The sequence below is a fragment of the Bacillus sp. RC251 genome (assembly GCF_044908765.1).
In the GTDB taxonomy this organism is placed as follows: Bacteria; Bacillota; Bacilli; order Bacillales; family Bacillaceae_G; genus Bacillus_A; species Bacillus_A wiedmannii.
This window is the reverse complement of sequence record NZ_JBIYDP010000003.1, coordinates 16,550-34,230: the sequence shown is the minus strand read 5'-3', so window position 1 is coordinate 34,230 and position 17,681 is coordinate 16,550. Positions and strand designations below refer to the sequence as shown.

At 31.7% G+C, this 17,681-nt stretch carries 14 protein-coding genes; all 14 read right to left on the bottom strand.

The annotated features are described in order from the left end of the window. Positions 1 to 83: 83 nt before the first annotated feature. Positions 84 to 209 (bottom strand): paeninodin family lasso peptide, encoded by a 126-nt coding sequence (locus tag ABH961_RS14155; RefSeq protein WP_002199627.1) that lies wholly within the window; start codon positions 207 to 209, stop codon positions 84 to 86. A 14-nt stretch (positions 210 to 223) separates the two neighbouring features. Continuing rightward, complete coding sequence (locus ABH961_RS14150) at positions 224 to 2,161, bottom strand: lasso peptide isopeptide bond-forming cyclase (protein ID WP_404519545.1); 1,938 nt, start codon at positions 2,159 to 2,161, stop codon at positions 224 to 226. A 298-nt stretch (positions 2,162 to 2,459) separates the two neighbouring features. After that, positions 2,460 to 3,608, bottom strand: a complete 1,149-nt coding sequence (locus ABH961_RS14145) for an aminotransferase class I/II-fold pyridoxal phosphate-dependent enzyme (protein WP_048544270.1) — start codon at positions 3,606 to 3,608, stop codon at positions 2,460 to 2,462. Positions 3,609 to 3,624: 16 nt separating this feature from the next. After that, the gene (locus tag ABH961_RS14140; RefSeq protein WP_048544208.1) at positions 3,625 to 4,257 is read right to left on the bottom strand and encodes an acetyltransferase; all 633 of its coding nucleotides are present in this window, start codon (positions 4,255 to 4,257) and stop codon (positions 3,625 to 3,627) included. Continuing rightward, positions 4,254 to 4,868: a sugar transferase gene (locus ABH961_RS14135; RefSeq protein WP_098080368.1), complete on the bottom strand. Its 615-nt coding sequence runs from the start codon at positions 4,866 to 4,868 to the stop codon at positions 4,254 to 4,256. Before ABH961_RS14135 ends, ABH961_RS14140 begins: the two co-directional genes overlap by 4 nt. A gap of 245 nt (positions 4,869 to 5,113) precedes the next feature. Beyond that, positions 5,114 to 7,444, bottom strand: coding sequence for a right-handed parallel beta-helix repeat-containing protein (locus ABH961_RS14130; protein WP_404519544.1), 2,331 nt, complete (start codon positions 7,442 to 7,444; stop codon positions 5,114 to 5,116). A 264-nt stretch (positions 7,445 to 7,708) separates the two neighbouring features. Further along, entirely contained in the window at positions 7,709 to 9,247 is a 1,539-nt protein-coding gene (locus ABH961_RS14125) for a lipopolysaccharide biosynthesis protein (protein WP_048544212.1), read from the bottom strand. A 121-nt stretch (positions 9,248 to 9,368) separates the two neighbouring features. Beyond that, positions 9,369 to 10,337: a glycosyltransferase family 2 protein gene (locus ABH961_RS14120; protein ID WP_048544214.1), complete on the bottom strand. Its 969-nt coding sequence runs from the start codon at positions 10,335 to 10,337 to the stop codon at positions 9,369 to 9,371. A gap of 22 nt (positions 10,338 to 10,359) precedes the next feature. Next, positions 10,360 to 11,538 (bottom strand): glycosyltransferase, encoded by a 1,179-nt coding sequence (locus ABH961_RS14115; protein WP_404519542.1) that lies wholly within the window; start codon positions 11,536 to 11,538, stop codon positions 10,360 to 10,362. Positions 11,539 to 11,675: 137 nt separating this feature from the next. Then, positions 11,676 to 12,875 carry a glycosyltransferase gene (locus ABH961_RS14110; RefSeq protein ID WP_404519540.1) on the bottom strand — a complete coding sequence of 400 codons (1,200 nt, stop codon included), beginning with the start codon at positions 12,873 to 12,875 and terminating at the stop codon, positions 11,676 to 11,678. Positions 12,876 to 12,907: 32 nt separating this feature from the next. After that, a complete protein-coding gene (locus ABH961_RS14105; RefSeq protein ID WP_098080372.1) occupies positions 12,908 to 14,089 on the bottom strand; it encodes a glycosyltransferase in 1,182 nt (393 codons plus the stop codon). A gap of 67 nt (positions 14,090 to 14,156) precedes the next feature. Then, positions 14,157 to 15,359 carry a glycosyltransferase gene (locus ABH961_RS14100; RefSeq protein WP_048544219.1) on the bottom strand — a complete coding sequence of 401 codons (1,203 nt, stop codon included), beginning with the start codon at positions 15,357 to 15,359 and terminating at the stop codon, positions 14,157 to 14,159. 62 nt (positions 15,360 to 15,421) lie between these two features. Further along, complete coding sequence (locus tag ABH961_RS14095) at positions 15,422 to 16,570, bottom strand: glycosyltransferase family 1 protein (protein WP_048544221.1); 1,149 nt, start codon at positions 16,568 to 16,570, stop codon at positions 15,422 to 15,424. 42 nt (positions 16,571 to 16,612) lie between these two features. Next, a complete protein-coding gene (locus ABH961_RS14090) occupies positions 16,613 to 17,677 on the bottom strand; it encodes an EpsG family protein (protein WP_061677953.1) in 1,065 nt (354 codons plus the stop codon). Between the last annotated feature and the right edge of the window lie 4 nt (positions 17,678 to 17,681).

Sequence of the window (17,681 nt, the reverse complement as noted above, 5' to 3'; positions counted from 1 at the left end):
CCAAATTGCTTTCAAAATTTTTATAAAAACCCCTTATACTTTTACTGTATAAGGGGATAACAATGTGCATCCTAATTGATAAATTAGCTATGGTGAACCATTTCGTCCTCATCCGGTTGAACACCATCAGGTATTTTAATACCCGGTCCAGCCATTGTCATATTGATATCAAGTACTTCCAATGTAGGAATTGTCCAATCTTTTTTCATTATGTCACCTCCCTTCAAATAATTTTTTTCATAAATCGATACACTATTAAACTACGCATTAAAATTCGAAAATCTAAATCAAATGCATATTCTGGATGAGGTTCTTCTTTAATCTTAGAAATCGCAGTTCTAATAACCTCTATATCCAAAAATTCTGAAATTACAGGATCCTTACTAAGCTGCTCAAGCTCTTCAATAAATTCACTCCATTGATGTGCCATACGGTAAACACCATCAGAACCTTGAACACCTCTAGTGAGCTGGTTCAACCTTACTTTATCAGGTAAGAATTTTTTTGTTGCTCTTCGAATTAGTGCTCGATCTAAACCATTTTGAACGTATTGTTCTTCTGGAACCGCTAAACAAAATTGAACAACCCGTAAATCATTCGTTGGATCGCGATCCCATAAGGAATAGCGCAAAGATAATTTAGATCCATATGTACCAGTTATGTTCCAATAGAATAACTGTTCAAATTGCCTCTTCTTTACTTCATATGCATCTGTTATTGAGGCGCCTGTTATATCAACATTATGCTCTAGGAGCTTATCGAACACATTCATCCTATTTGCAAATTCTGGATTAATAAATCTAGGGAAAACAATTTGATTTTTTGATGAAGATATTCGATTTAAAAACGGAAATGCCTTTTTTCTCACTACTGAAAATACTCGCGATTTCTTTACACCAATATTTCTACTATACGAATATAGCTCTTGCAAAAAGCGACGCACATTCATCTTTTTCAACAGCATAGCTTGATAGTCCACAGCTGGACCCCATGACACCGTCCAATTTCCTCTCTGTCCGTTTAAGAGTACTCCAATCCCCTGTAACCGGGCCTCCTCATAAATTCCCCTAAGCCAAAAAGTATTCTCGAAGAATTTATATGGCATCTCTAGAATTTCAAGCCAATCATCTATTTCTGATAGAGGACTTCTTCCTTCAAAATCCAAATAATGCTCCTTAATATTTCCTACATGCTGTACAGTTGATTGAATAAAAGGTCGTTCATCAGCTATTCTACTTCTATGCGTCCAATCTACAAAACCCTTTACGGGGACATAACTATATGTATGTAGACGTTTATTTGCTGCACTTAAATCTCGTGCAGCAAAGCTGGCTACAGAACCCGAATCAAGTCCTCCACTCAAATGAGCCCCTACTTGATGATGGGTACGTAAACGTGATCTTATCGCATTTTGATACACTTCCAAAAACGCTTCTTCATACTCTTCGTTTGATTTGAGTTGAAGCCTTTCTCCGGCGATTAGTGTATTGTATCTCGATAATTTCACCTTTCCATTTTTCACAGTAACAGAATGGGAAGGTGGAATTTGCTCAACAGTTTTATATACTGTTGAAGAAGGGTCTACTGATTCAAAATTCACAGGTATAGTTAAAAATTCAGCAAGCCACTGCTCATTCAATTTTTTCTCAACATATGGTAGAGTAAATAACGGCTTTATACTAGTACAAAAAGAAAATTTGTTCTCACTACGATAAAAATAAAGTGTTCGGCTCCCAGAAAAATCTCTAGCTCCAAACAGTATTTGTTTTTTCTCATCCCAAATCATAAAAGAAAAATCACCCACCAAATATTTCGGTGCTGCTTCTCCCCACTTCTGATAAGAGAGTAAAATCAACTCACTATCTGTCATGTTTTTTCTATCCGCATAATCTATTTGTAATTTTTCAAACAACTCATAACGATTATCAATAATAGCATCTGCTGTAATTGCCAGTTGTTTTTCATAATTATAGAAGGGTAATTGTTCACCAACTGACTCTGGTGTAATCCATTGTGCGTGACATCCCAAGAAAACGTTTTCCTTATGCCATATTTGAATATCATCAGCAGGGTACTTTTGTAAGTCACTCATTAATCGCGTGCCATGTTCAATTGATACAGGTTCATTATTAAAGTGAATAATGCCAGTTATAGCGCTCATTTTTCCCTCCTAATACATGAAAAGTTAATACAAATACTATTTATATATTAAATTCGTTAAACATACCTCTTTATCATTCTTTTTAACGAACAAAATCACTTATTTTATTACCTTCCCAATTATTTACTTTAATTCGCTTGTAGATTAAGGATTAGATATTTAAAACCTAGCATTATATCCTTTTTATGTCAATTTAAACTGAATATCCTCAAATATTTTTCACAAAAAATTCATTATAAAGAACTGTTAGTCGTACGTATACAAATCTAATTCCACTTTTAGTTACTCTTTATTTCTTTCATTTTAGAGCTTTTAAAACGCCTTGAATGACCCTTTGTTGATCTTCAACTAACATATTAGATCCTGAAGGCAAACAAATCCCACTTTGAAATAGATGCTGCGACACATCTTCATTTTTACTATGAGAATAATACTTCTTCCTTTTAAAGAGCGACTGTATATGAAGTGGCTTCCACATAGGACGCGCCTCAATATTCTCTTCTGCTAAAGTGCTCAACACTTTTCCAATAGAAATCCCGGATTCCTTTTCATCAATTGTCAATGTAGTGAGCCAACGATTTGAACAAGTATTTTCTAATTCAGGCATAAAATAAAAGCCTGGTATGAAAGATAGTGCTTCGTAATACCGTTTATATATAGATCTTCTAGCTTTCACCCTGTCTTCTAACACTTCTAATTGTCCTCTTCCAATACCAGCTAATATATTACTCATTCGATAATTATACCCTACTTCACTATGCTCATAATGTGGAGCTGGATCCTTTGCTTGTGTCGCTAAAAATCTCGCTCTTTCCAATGCTTCTACATCATTAGAAACTAGCATTCCACCACCTGAAGTTGTAATAATTTTATTTCCATTAAATGAATAAACACCAAACTTCCCGAATGTACCGCTTGCTTTTCCTTTATATGTAGATCCAAGAGATTCTGCTGCATCCTCAATTATAGGAACATCATAATGATTACAAAGAGAAAGAATTTCTTCTAATTTCGCACTCTGACCATATAAATGAACAAGAATGACAGCCTTAGGTAATTTCCCAGCTTTATCAGCATCATGTAACGCAAGTGCTAGAGCTTGTGGTGACATATTCCATGTTTCCGGTTCTGAGTCAATAAATACCGGTTCAGCTCCTAAATAAACAATCGGATTCGCACTTGCTACAAAAGTGAAACTTGAACAAAATACTGTATCTCCCTTTTGAACGTTTAATAATCGTAAAGCTAGATGAATGGCAGCAGTCCCTGAACTAACCGCAGCCCCACCTTTAACTCCTACAAAAGAAGCAAGCTCTCTTTCAAATTCATCTACATTTGGACCAAGAGGCGCAATCCAATTTGAATCAAAAGCATCTTTTATATATTTCTGTTCATTTCCACTCATGTGTGGAGAGGAAAGATAGATTTTCTCCTTATTTTTTATCATCATTCTTCATCTCCTCTCAATTTACTACATTAATAACTTTGGCTGGAATACCAGCAGCAGTACAATTAGATGGAAAATCGTTTATAACTACAGAACCAGCTCCAACAATCGACCACTTACCAATTTGAACACCTGGAATTATAGTAGCTGATGCTCCTATATGTGCCCCCTCTGCTATAGTGACAGAACCTGTAAGTGTAGCATGTGGTGAAATATGCACAAAATCATCAATTATATTATCATGTTCTATTATTGAGCCTGTATTTATTATAGTATGGTTACCGATGAAAGTATCCGCATTAACAACCACATTTGGCATAATTACCGTTCCGTTTCCTATATAAGCATTTGAACTTATAATGGCTGTTTTATGAATTAAAGTAGCATATATGCTACTTGGTTGATTTAATATTTCTGAAATTTCTCTTCTTATTTTATTATTTCCTATAGCAATCACGAGCTTTACATTATTAAAATTATTGATAATTTCCCTTGCATCTGCAATTGCTCCAAAATAAAGATTGTCTACAATATTTATATCTGTGTACAAATCATCTAAATAACCGACTATTTCATATCCTTCATTTGATAAGATTATATCCCTCACAACCTTGCTATGCCCACCACATCCTATTATTAAAATTTTCATTTTCCCTCCCCCTTTATTTCTATTTTCCCTCCAGTAAATCTCTCCATTGTCACATGCCCTACATGATTTATTCCCTCTGTTTTAAATACTTTTAATATTGTAAGTACAATTATTTTCAAGTCTAGTAAAAAAGAGTGATTCTCCACATACCATACATCCAATTCAAATTTTTCTTCCCAGGTAATCAAATTCCTACCATTTATTTGTGCCCATCCCGTAATTCCTGGTTTTACATTATGCCTTTTAGCCTGTTTACTAGAATATAGGGGTAAGTATTCCATCAATAATGGCCTTGGACCTACTAAACTTAAATCACCACATACAACATTCATCAGTTGGGGTAACTCATCTAAACTATATTTTCTAAGAATTGCCCCAAAAGTAGTCAATCTATTTTGATCTGGAAGTAATTCCCCATCACTCCCTTTCTTATCTAGCATAGTTCGAAACTTATAAACATTAAACGGTTTTCCATGCAGTCCTGGACGCTGTTGTTTAAATAGCACAGGAGATCCTAATTTAAGCCTAACTAAAATCGCTACAACAAGAATAGGAAGCAAACATACAAATAATAACAATAAAGAAATACATACATCAAAAATTCTTTTCATGTACTATCCTCCTTACTTATTTACGTTTAATACCCCTAACACGAAGAACCATTTAAAACTTTATATGCAATTAAACAAAACAAAAGACAACTACAGTTAGTTGCCCCTTGTTTTGTTTAATTACGTCATCTTTCATTAATTCTATCTCATCAAATAGTTTAAACATAGCTAGCCTATGTGAATATTCCCATAGGCTAGCACTGCTTATTTACAAAGGACCTGTTACTCCATTAGTTTCTATAACTTTACATGTACGGATCAAAGACGCCATTAATATAATTATCCTTTTTTATATGTTCATCCCTTAATTTGATAATTACTGTGTCAACAATATTATCTTTAAAAATTAAAGTGATTGAGGATGAAATCTGATTTGCATTCACGCCTATCATACTTTTATTTGACCTAAATATATTATTTTCTATTAACATAAACTCACTCGTAAATGTTTCATTCCAAAAATTAATTATACTGTCTGTCGATTCCGAATTAAGGTATTCAAATGCATTATTATTAAATTCTATTCTCCCACCAATGTCCCATAAAAAAAATGCTGAGCCCCATCTTCCTCCTCTAAAATTACTATTTTTCACTTTTAGCATTGCTATCCTTTGAGAAGACTCAACAGTAAAAAGATTATAAGCATCCCAACTAAATGAACATCCATTAAATTCATATTCTGCTTGAGGAGTTTTTGTAACAAATGATATTGTACCGCTGTTCTCAAATTTACATCCCGTATATACTCCTGGCGGTAAATTCGTAATGATTCCTTGCGGGTGTTTCGTATCTATAAAAGAAATATTATTTAATCTCCATCCATTTTTCATACCAGGTGATACGCCTGTCAAACTTGTACCCTCTACAGCCCCTCCTTTAATAACACAATCTGATATAGTTTGCGGTTCTGCTGAAAAACCAATTATTGAACCTAACTGTGAAAAAGAATGAAATAAATCTCGATCACTAAAAAATTCACATTGGTTCACTTGAATACAATATGCTTTATCTCTTCCCATTAACAATGCGCTATTATGGAAAATACAGTTACCAATAAGTGCTTCTTTATCCCCTTGATCTATCGTGACTCGAGTAGCATACATTTGATTATTCGTAAAAGTTACTTCTCCGCTTAAAACACAACTTACTTCCCTTAAGTGATTATTGCTTACAATCACTTTCTCTACATTTTCGCCTACTACTAATGAATTATTAACTAATTTATTTTGAATGATATTAATATATCTACCACCGACTACAACAACGTTATATCCCTGATTATCATATATGTTATTACGCTCAATGTTTATATATTGATTTAATCGATATCCATCTTCAATATCTATTGCTCCCTGAGGCGCTGTACCTTTCATTTTGTAAATTTCACAATCTCTAATATAAATTTGTTTCGCGCCAGATACGCTTATCCCAAGCCTTCTACAATCATGTATTTTACATTTCTCAATAAATACATTTCGGGAAAATTCCGGAATTCTAACAGTTATTTTACAACCGTTTTCTGCAGGTATTGTACCTTGGTGAAGTACTATTTTCGCATAATCTGCTTCTTTTGGAACACTCACTTCTTCAAAAAACTTTACTCTCTTCGCAGCCGTTACAAAAGTATTATCAGTCTTATAAAATAACACATCATATAATTCTGTATATATTTCTGAACCAGTTCCACCATAGCCATCTCCATACAAACCGAAATATCCCCATTTTATAATGCTACTATGATGTAAATCTATTTTTAAATTCGATCTAATTTTATTATCATCTACTATTAGGGAACCATTGACATCACTAATCCCCCCTATTTCAAATGTACCAGCAAAATCATATTCTCCAATTTGTCCCCATGTACTTTCCATCGCTATCCCATCGCCAGTACAATTTAAGATTTCCATATTATCTATTGAAATGTAATTCATATTACTCCCCTCAACAGGAGTCGTATTTCCTACTTCAATCCCATATCCCCATTCATGAGTATGAGGAATCGTTGTATAATCATGTGTATCTTTATCCCCTTGAATCCTTCCATTCGTAACTCGAGAAAATTTTTGATTTCTTTGATATCGTACGATTGCATATTTTACTAATCCATTACTTCTTATTTTCAAAGTCGATCCACCTAAATTTAAAGTCATAAAGCTTTGTGGCTCAACTGGTGTATTTTCATCAATTAAATATGTCCCCATGGGTAAAACAACTTCTATAAATCCTTGTTGAGATGCCCATGATAATGCATTATTAATCCCTTTAGAAGTATTCTCCGCGTCCGTTCCATCATTTTTAACATTCCATCTCTCTAACTCAAGAAAATACGTGCCCGAAACCACATTAGCAGATTCTGTTTCTCCAATCAGTGATTTTCTAGACTTAGAACTTCCAAATGTATTGCTTTTAAGTTTACTTACTAACCTCTCAAATGTATTCTCCGTTGATACTTTTACATTCCCTTTTTTCGTCCCAATAAATAACTCACAAGTATCTATACAAAAACAAAATTCTCCCTCGCTTAACACAGGCAGATTCCCTTTCAAAACACATGTCACTTGAAATTTTGCCATGATTTATATATAACCTCCAACTAAGATAGAAGTTAAATTTTGACAGAAAATTCAAACTTCTATCGGTGCATGGGGACAAATATTTTATATTATGCTTACATACGTATCCCTTTAATAGAATACTATGCATTATATAAATACTATGTTAGGGCTAATGATTCACGTTTTCTAATTAAAATCAAGTTTCATTTCATACTAACAGGCTTCAACAACAATATACTTCCTTAATAATTCAAACCAATATAATGTACATAATTTTTATACCTAAATAACGTTTCGTTTCTTTTTAATTTGTAAAAACATCATACTAAAGATATTCCTTATATATTGAAATTCTGTGCTTTTATAAAAAGTTAATACGTATATTACATTTGGTACTAATAAGCAAATCACACCTTTTCCGACTAACGAAATAAAAGTACTACCTTCTATGAAATAATTACATATACTTGTAGTAATGAAACCTGTTACGACAGTTAAAAATATATAAAATACGTATGTTGTAAAATAACTCCAAACTGATTTCTTAAAAAGATTTTTATATACAATATAAGGCTGAATCCAAAGTACAGTAGCAATTGTACTAATCGCCGTTCCTATGAATATACCTACCAACCCAAATATGTTAGCTAATAGAATAGATAAACTTAAATTGATTATCGCTTCAACTAATGGAATATACTTATCTTGTACAAATAATCCCGCTTTATTTTTAAAAATAGCTATCGCGGTTCGCATCCCTGTTAAATAAAAGTTAATGAGTATCACTACAAAAACTATGTTATTTAATAAATACTTCTTATCAAGCCACCACCCTATAAATGGCTCTAACAGATTAAATAAAAATATGGTACAAAAAGAAAAGATCCAAAAATTCACTAAATAAGCCACTTTAAATATTACATAATTTTTGTCATTATTCTCAGTTGCAATTAGATTTCCTACACTTGCTTCAATTCCATTTAATATAGGATTTACTACAGCTGCTAATTGATTTATTATCATTGTATAGTTCGAATATATCCCTACCATAGCAAGACCTACAAAAGATGAAATCAGTATATTATCAGTTCCAAATACAATATATCCTCCAATATTATGCAAAAACATCGCCTTTACATTTATAATTAATTTTTCTTTCGTATCATTATCTATAGAATATTTCTTTTTTGTCTTTATATAAGGATAGTTCTTATTCACAATCCTACCGTTTACCACATTTTGAATTACATATATACTCAACTCTATAATTAAATACAATATATAATCTTTCGTGTACATCAGTATAAATATTTTGAATATTGTAGTTACCACTTGAAATAAGAGATCCATCCTAGCCAATATGTATCCTCTTTGATCTGCTTGTATTAAAGACCTCTTATGAGCATTTAAATAGGTAACTACATTTTTTACCACGAATATCGAATAGATTATCGCAACATTCGATATAGACGCCCCATCTTTCATTAAATAACTTAAAAAGGGATATATCATAGCACTTATTACTAGAATAATGATTGCTAAAATCTGATAAATTTTTTTATATAATTGAACTAGAGCTATAATTTTATACTGATTATTTTCTGCCAATGGTTTATACAAATTGTATACTATACTTGCCCCTATACCAGCTTCAATTAACACCAACATGGATAAAACATTAATTAACAAGCCATCTATCCCTAAATACTCTATTCCTAAACTATCTAAAAAAACTTTCCTAGATATAAACCCTAGAATAACAATAACCATTTGAGAAAATATACTTATTGATATATTCTTGATTGAATGCATCGTTCGCATGATTAATCCCCTTCATAAGTTAAACTAAACTATCGATAGGTGAATATTAAAATTGTATTATTTTGGATAATACTCACTCCTATTTTTTAAAATCCCAGTTGTAGCTGCCACTTCTTCATATCTATCCCCTTTTTGCAAAATTATTAATTAAAAATTTATACAATAATGGATGTAACTTGGTTGCCAATAATAAAAACTTTACACTTTTTCCATACTCTTTTAAACGTATTGTTTTATAAAAATAACGATTCAATATACTAATAACCTTATAATATTTACCCTTATGCTCATTAAGTCTTCCACTCAATGATATTAAATTTAATACTACCATCGAACAATTTCCTAGTTTTAATATAACTAAGTTATATAACTCCTTATAATATCGCTCCATAAATTTACACATTTCATCATAAATTAAGACTGAGTCAATTTTAATCTCTTTTACAGCCTGATCCATCATACTATTATCACGCTTTATATAATGATATTTAGGTTCTCCTATAAAACATACTTTGTTACACTTATGAATAGCTTTATACGTAAATGCTGTATCTTCATATGACATACCTACTGGAAATTTAATACCCTCTAATAACTGTCTTTTGAAAAGTTTAGTCCAAACAACTTCATCATACAAATTCCCTTCTAGCATCGCTTTCATCGCGCTATATCTATCATGAATAACAAACGGATGATTGCTTGAAATTACCGTTTTATCATTGTAATGAATTTCACTACTACAAATAGCTATATCACAATCCTGTTCTAGGCACATACCATATAACAATTCATACATATCCACTTCTATCCAATCATCACTATCAACAAATCCTATATAATCTCCCTGTGCTACTTCTAATCCTGCATTTCTTGCTGAAGATAATCCACCATTTTCCTTATGGATTACTTTAATTCGACTATCTTGAGTCGCATACCCTTCACAAATCTCACCACAACTATCAGGAGATCCATCATCAACAAGTATCAACTCAAACTCTTTGAACGTTTGCTTTAATATAGAATCAATACATTTATGAATATATTGCTCAACTTTATAAATGGGAACAATAATACTAATTTTAGGATTCATAATTGCACCCTTTCATTTACAATTAACTTAAAAAACGATTTACCTTTTCTAAGTTGTTAAATTCCTCTTCTAACAAATTAGTCGTTATCTCTTCACGCACTCTTTGTTGATCCAAAAGATATTTAATCTTGTAATATAGGCTTTCCTCATTACATTCAGCAACAAAACCATTATATCCATCTATTATTTGCTCATTTGCGCCTGTAAAATTAGTCGTTACAATAGGCTTTTTTAAGCATTTTGCCTCAGCTAATGTAAGACAATACCCTTCATGCCGAGATGTTTGAACATATATATCTGATCGATGTATATAAGGATAAGGATTCTGTGTTGATCCCATTAATACAAAGTCCTTTTTTAAATTATATTTACATATTAGCGTCTCATAATACGTTCTATTTTCCCCTTCTCCAATACAGTACCACCGTACTTCATACCCTTCCTTACGTAACATTGACAAAACTTTAATTGCAATGTCTTGACCTTTTTCCTCCGAAAGTCTACCTACTGTTACTATCTTCATACCTTTATATTCATTATCAAATTCTACTTTTTCTTTCGCCATTTCATTTATTAAATCTGGAAGTACAATATTTAAAAAGACACTTGTCTTACTTTTTACTTTAGGAAACTTCTCTATTAAATGTTTTTGTGCTTCTTTAGAAACTACATATATATTATCCAGCTGATTATATAATTTCTCATATAATTTTGTATTAACTTGATGTTGAAAAACATCAAAATGGATCCAAGAAATTTTCTTTTCTGAAGTTACTCTATTAACTATATAATAATCAATTATGTCAGTAGGACCTTGATATGCTATTGCTATATCATAATCATTCTTATTATGTGGAATATCTTTAAAAATCTCTTTATAGAAAACATATCTATCCTTTAAATTTTTTGATACCACATAAGTGAATAAAAAATTTAAACCCTTAATATACTTTGCATTTTCAAAGTACTCTTTAATCGTTTTCTTTGGTGGTTGCATAATTTTAGGCTTTATATTTTCAAACCAAGTAACTTCTTCTATCTTTACCCAACTTGGTAATTGTTTTAAAAATCCCCCTCGCTTCTCCAGCATCAATACTGTGACATCATACTTTTCTTTTGGTATTACAGATAATAAAGAAAGAAGTGATTTTTCTACACCACCTATATTCATACTACTTACCATAAATAGCACTCTTTTCATAATTATCTCCTTCTACCACCTAAAAGTTTTATATCAAAATAAAAAACACCCTCGAAGATGTTTTCACAAAAAACATAATTTATAATAGCGAACCGCCCATATTTCTGTAATACGATAACAATACCTTCTAAAACAAGTTACATATTAGAATTGGCTATTCTATATAACTTTTTTAACTCTTCTCTCGTATCTACCACTTCTTTTTCTATATTTTCTCTCAACCGTCCATCCAGCAATGTATCACTTAATATTTGTACAATAGAATCATACATTTGCTGCTCGTCAAATTGAACGATTAATCCATTGTGGTTATGGATTATCTGTTCACTTGCTCCTGTAAAATCTGTACTAATAATTGGGTTATTAAAACATCTAGCTTCTGCAAGTGTTATGCAGTATCCCTCATATCGAGACGGTTGTACATATAAATCACATTGTTTCATAAATGGATAGGGATTCGAAACTGCTCCTAAAAATATATAATCACCCTGGACATCGTAATTCTTCACAAGCTTTTCATACATTCCTCTTTCCTTTCCATCCCCTATACAATACCATCTAACATTGAAGCCAGCTTCTTTAAGTCTAGCTAACACAGATATTGTTAAATCCTGCCCCTTTTCTATACTCAATCTACCAACAGTAAGGATTCTTACGCCCTCAAAATCATCCGCAAACCCAATTCCTTCATTTGCCATCTTACATATCATTTCAGGTGAAATAATATTTAAAAAAGTTTCTGCCTTATTTATCAATTCTGGAACAGTTTGAGTAAGTTTCATCTTTCCTACATCTGAAACTACAAAAACATGTTGAAATTTTTTATATACTTTGTTAACAAAATGCTTATTAAAAAATATCTTTTCAATATCGAAATGGATCCATTGAATCTTTCGTCTAGCCTCTACTTTATTTGCCACAAAATAACTAATAAAATCCATTGGCCCAGCATAAGCGATAGCAATATCATAATTTCTATAAGCATCTTCATAATTCTGTAAACAATATTTAAAAATAACACTCCGTTCTTTCATAATCTTAGAGATTACGTACAACACTGCCAGTTGCAGCGCTTTTACAATTTTTCTTTGTTTTATAAAATCCGCTATAACTACTCGTGTTGGTTTATTTAATATATATTGCATTTCCTCGTAACCCTTTACATACTCAATACGAACCCCCTTTGGAATAAAATTTAAAAAATCTCCTTTTTTCTCTAACATTAAAATTGTCACTTCATATTTTTCTTTTGGGATTTCTGCTACCATATTTAATAAGGCCTTCTCCGTACCACCTATATTCATATTTATAATCATAAAAAGCATTCTCTTTTTCATAGTTCCCCCATTCTTTCTATTTATAAAATCCTTTAATTGAAAGAAGCATATATCTTCTCAATTTCCTCTTCCGTTCCAACCTTTTCTTTCCTTAAATTTTCAAATAACCGTTTTTTTAGCAAATCGTTTTCTATAATTTCTTTCACTCCTTCATATATTGCTTCCGAATCCATCTTCACTATTAAACCATTCTCTCTATGTTTGATTTGATTATGAACTGTAACAAAATCGGTTACTACTATAGGTTTTTGAAATATTCTAGCTTCTGCTATCGCCAAGCCAAATCCTTCATACCGAGAGGGTTGTACATATATATCACTGTGTTTTATAAAAGGATAGGGATTCTTGTATGTACCTAATAATATAAAAGTATCGTGTAAATTATATTTACTTATCCTATCCTCGAGTTCACTTTGAAGATTTCCTTCGCCGATTACATACCACTTAAATCTATAGCCTTTTTGCTTTAATTTATAACAAGCTTCTATGGCCAATTCATATCCTTTTTCATAGACTAATCTACCAATCGTTAATATTCGTAATCCCTCAAACTTATCACTAAATCCTTCACTCTCATTTGCCATCGATTTAATTAACGTCGGCGATATAATATCATAGACAACCTGAATTTTCGACTCTATTTTAGGAATTTCTTGAATCAATACTTCCTTACAACCATCGGAAACAGCTACTATTTCATTAAATTCCTCATAATAGTTCAAGTCAAAATCTTTATTAAATGCAGCTAACCTATAATCCGTATTCACCCAAGCGATTTTTTTGCACGCGTAAACCTTATTTGCCACAAAATATGTTGGCATTCCTTGACTATAAGCTATGGCAACATCATATGTCTCCTTTAAACTATCCATCCCTTTAGACACCCATCTCCAAACTACTTGAGCTGCATGTAATTTTTTATTTATGTATGGATTTCTAAGAGATATAGAAGCCCCAACTCTAAGAAATAACTCTTTAAAGTATTTATGTTTGATTAAATAATTAAATTTCTCAGCCTGTCTTTTAATAATTGTCGGTACTTCTAAAACGTTTACCTGTTTTGGAAGTAATGGTAAATACAATCCACTAGCAGAGAACATTAACAAATCAACTTCATATTTCGTATAATCAAATGAAGAAAGTAAAGAAACTAAACTTTTTTCAGCTCCTCCACTTTGTAGCGAATCTATAACGAATAAAATTTTTTTCTTCATAACTATCACTACCCTAAAGTGTTTTTATTGCACTCAAAATATTAAAAACCATTTACTTATTCTCCCTTTACGAAAATAATGCATATAATTTATTGATTTCATTACGATTTCCATATTCACCTTTCAGAGTATTGTCTACCAGTGCTTCCCTTAATTCTTTATCTTCAATAAGTCTCTTTATTCCATTAACTATCCCGTTTATTCCCATCTCAGTTATTAATCCATCAATTCCATCCTGTACCTGACTTTTGGCAGTTGAAAAATTAGTAATAAGTACTGGCTTTCCGATGATTTGTGCTTCACGAACTGTTACAGCTTTCCCCTCATACCTCGATGGCTGCACATATATATCACATGCTTTTATATATGGATAGGGATTTGTCTTTTTACCCAATAAAAAAAAATGTTTTTCCAGTTTAAGTTCAGCTAATAACTTTCTAAGTTCAGCTTCTAGTGCTCCATACCCAACTACATACCATTCCATATCATATCCCTCATCTAATAACTTTCTTAAGGCATGCATAGCAACGTCTATTCCTTTTGCATATGATAACCGCCCTACAGTAACAAGCTTTATTTTTCCAGGTTTCATCTGTAGTTCTTTCATAACATCTTCCCTGTATGCTTGCTCACGTACGAACTCCGGAGATAATATATTTTCTATAATTTCAACATCCTTATTTACATTGGGTAAAATACTAAGAAATGAATCTCGACATCCTTCTGAAACTGCTACGATATTATCCATTTTGCTCCACATTTTATACTCCATGTTTGCATTAAGATTTATATTTGAATAATCTGTATGAATCCAACCAATCTTTCGTTTCGCTCGAACTTTATCTCCAACAAAATAATGGGGCCATAAAAAACTAATTGCTACATCATACTCCTCTTCCAGTTTCGGTATAAATGGTAAAGTTATTCTCCATCCATACTGAATAACGAAATATCCCACCTCTGCACTTTTCACATATCTCCCATGCACATTCCCAAAAATTTTCCCTAAAGTCCTTGCCATTCCAATTGTAATTTGCCCTTCTTGCAATATTTGTTTAATTGATTTTCTAAAAGTAGTATATTGTTTTACTTCCTTTAACAAATTAGGCAGTTTAGGTAATAAAAAAAGAAACTCTCCCTCATGTTTAAATAACATTAAATCTACATCATATTTGCTATAGTCGATTGTATTCAATAAACCAATTAAACTTCTTTCTACTCCTCCAATTGCCATATCAAATGATGTAATGAGAATTTTTTTCTTTTTCATTTCTTACTCCCTCATCCGATTTATTTTACTAGTTTTATTCTTATGAAAGTAAGTACATTTAACTATGATTCCCTATACTCTAATCCATATAATAATAACCACTCTGGAATATTACTCTTTATATCAAAACCGCGCTTCGAGATCGTATCAGCTATTATTTCTGTATTTAATTTTTCTTTTTCCAAAATCTTTTGAATTTCTGCAGACCATATTTTAAAATTTTCATCTAAGCTAACAAATGATATTATCCCTAATCCCATATCAACATTTTTAGTTATTGTATTTGCCACTACACACGGAACACCTGCACACTGTGCTTCTAATGCAACAATTCCAAATCCCTCAAAAAGTGACGGAAAAAGAAAAACATCAAACATCCTTATAATTCTTGGAATGTCTTTTCTTACTCCTAAAAATCTAACTTTTTCATAGATACCTAGTCTTTTGGATTCTAGCTCAATAGAGTTCTTTAACGGTCCATCCCCTACTAAAACAAGCATAAAATTAGGATCATATTTTAATACTTCATTGAAAACTTTTAATATAAATATATGATTTTTAGATTCAGAAAAACGCCCAATATGACCAATAACTTTCTGTTCAACTGGTATATTGAATTCATTCCTTACTGCATTATCATCCTGTATATTTGCATTAACAAATTGATTAATATCTATTGCGTTTTTCATTATCTTTACCTTTGAATTATCAATGTTTTTTTGAAATAAAAAACGTGCAGATTCTATACTGCACGCACAATAATTTGTTCCCGCATAAGTAATAACTGTTCGTAAAAAACTCAATAAAACTTTCCCTTTTATCCCCGATCCCATCGGCCAATTATTACTATGTGAATGACAAATCCTTATTTTTATGCCAGCTATTCTAGCAGCAATAGCCACAATCCCCCCCTGATAATCAGTATGTGCATGGGCCGCCACATATTGATTATTAGACATTACCTTAACAAGCTCTTTAATGTATGAAAGAGGGCCTAGCTGTCCTAAGCTTGATATTCGGTGTATTTTCCCACCTAACGCAATGATTTCCTTATCATAATCACTTTCTTCACTTTTATGGGAAACAAAATCAAATTGCACCATTTTTCTATCTATATTCCTATATACATTCATTAATAATGCCTCAGCGCCACCTCGGTCCATCGCACTAACGATATGTAACACTCTTTTTGGTCGTTCTTGTTTAAACATTGAAAATTACTCCCATCTAAGAACGATTTTCAAATATATATTTTATCCCCAAAAACTACTCTTATAAACTATTCCTAAAGTAATAATATGTTCATATACAAAGTAAACAAAATAACATAATATTACTGCATAATAAATTAACTTTTGATCCTTTTCTATAAATAACTTTATAACCCACGATATCAATATCAAATGGTATAACCCAAAATATATGGAGAATCTTGCAAAAATCCAATTTTGAGTTGAAATAATCATAAATACTAGACCTAACAATGCCATATTTACGATATAATCACTTTCCGGAAAAATCTCTCTTAATTTATGTCTTCCAACATAAGCGAGAATGAGCGGTATTGCATCCACAGCAACCCGAAGAATATTAGCTCCTCCTTCTTGAAAATCCTTATAGTGACCATATTGTGTATCCCCTATCGTTGCAAAGAAAATTTCTGCAAACTGATTAAACCCTATTACTATAAGTACCGCAATAAAGAGTAATATAAATGTTATTGTCGACCATGCTTTTCTTCGGACTACAAAATAAATAGGAATTAATACAAGGGCGCTTTGATGAAAAGTAGAAGCAAATAGTACGATCAAAAAATATCTCTTCCAATTCCCATCTAAAATATATTTTGTAGCAGTAAAAATAATCGCTGCAGTTAAATACTGTCTTACTCCATTCATTGACACTAAATACATGCCGGATGCGATATACACATATAAACTTAATTCAATCATTCTTGAATATTTATATAGAACTGCTACTATTAATATATTTGTTATTAGGGCTGTTATCAAAATCAAAACTTGCGGATCATTCGTATATGCCTTTAAAATCATTTGCAAAATACTAAATCCAACATCCTTACTACTTTGAATATAATCCCAATTAAAATCAGTAACTGTAAAAGCATGCATATAAAAATACGTATCACCAATATTATTTCTAAAACCAGATACTAGTACAAGAGATGTCGTCGCCATTAAAATCAATAGTCGATTCGGTTTTAACATCACCATTTCTGAAGTTACTGGCATAGCAAAATACCGTGCGAAAAACGCTAGTATGAACACTATAAAAAAATTCATCCAAAGTATAGTCATTATT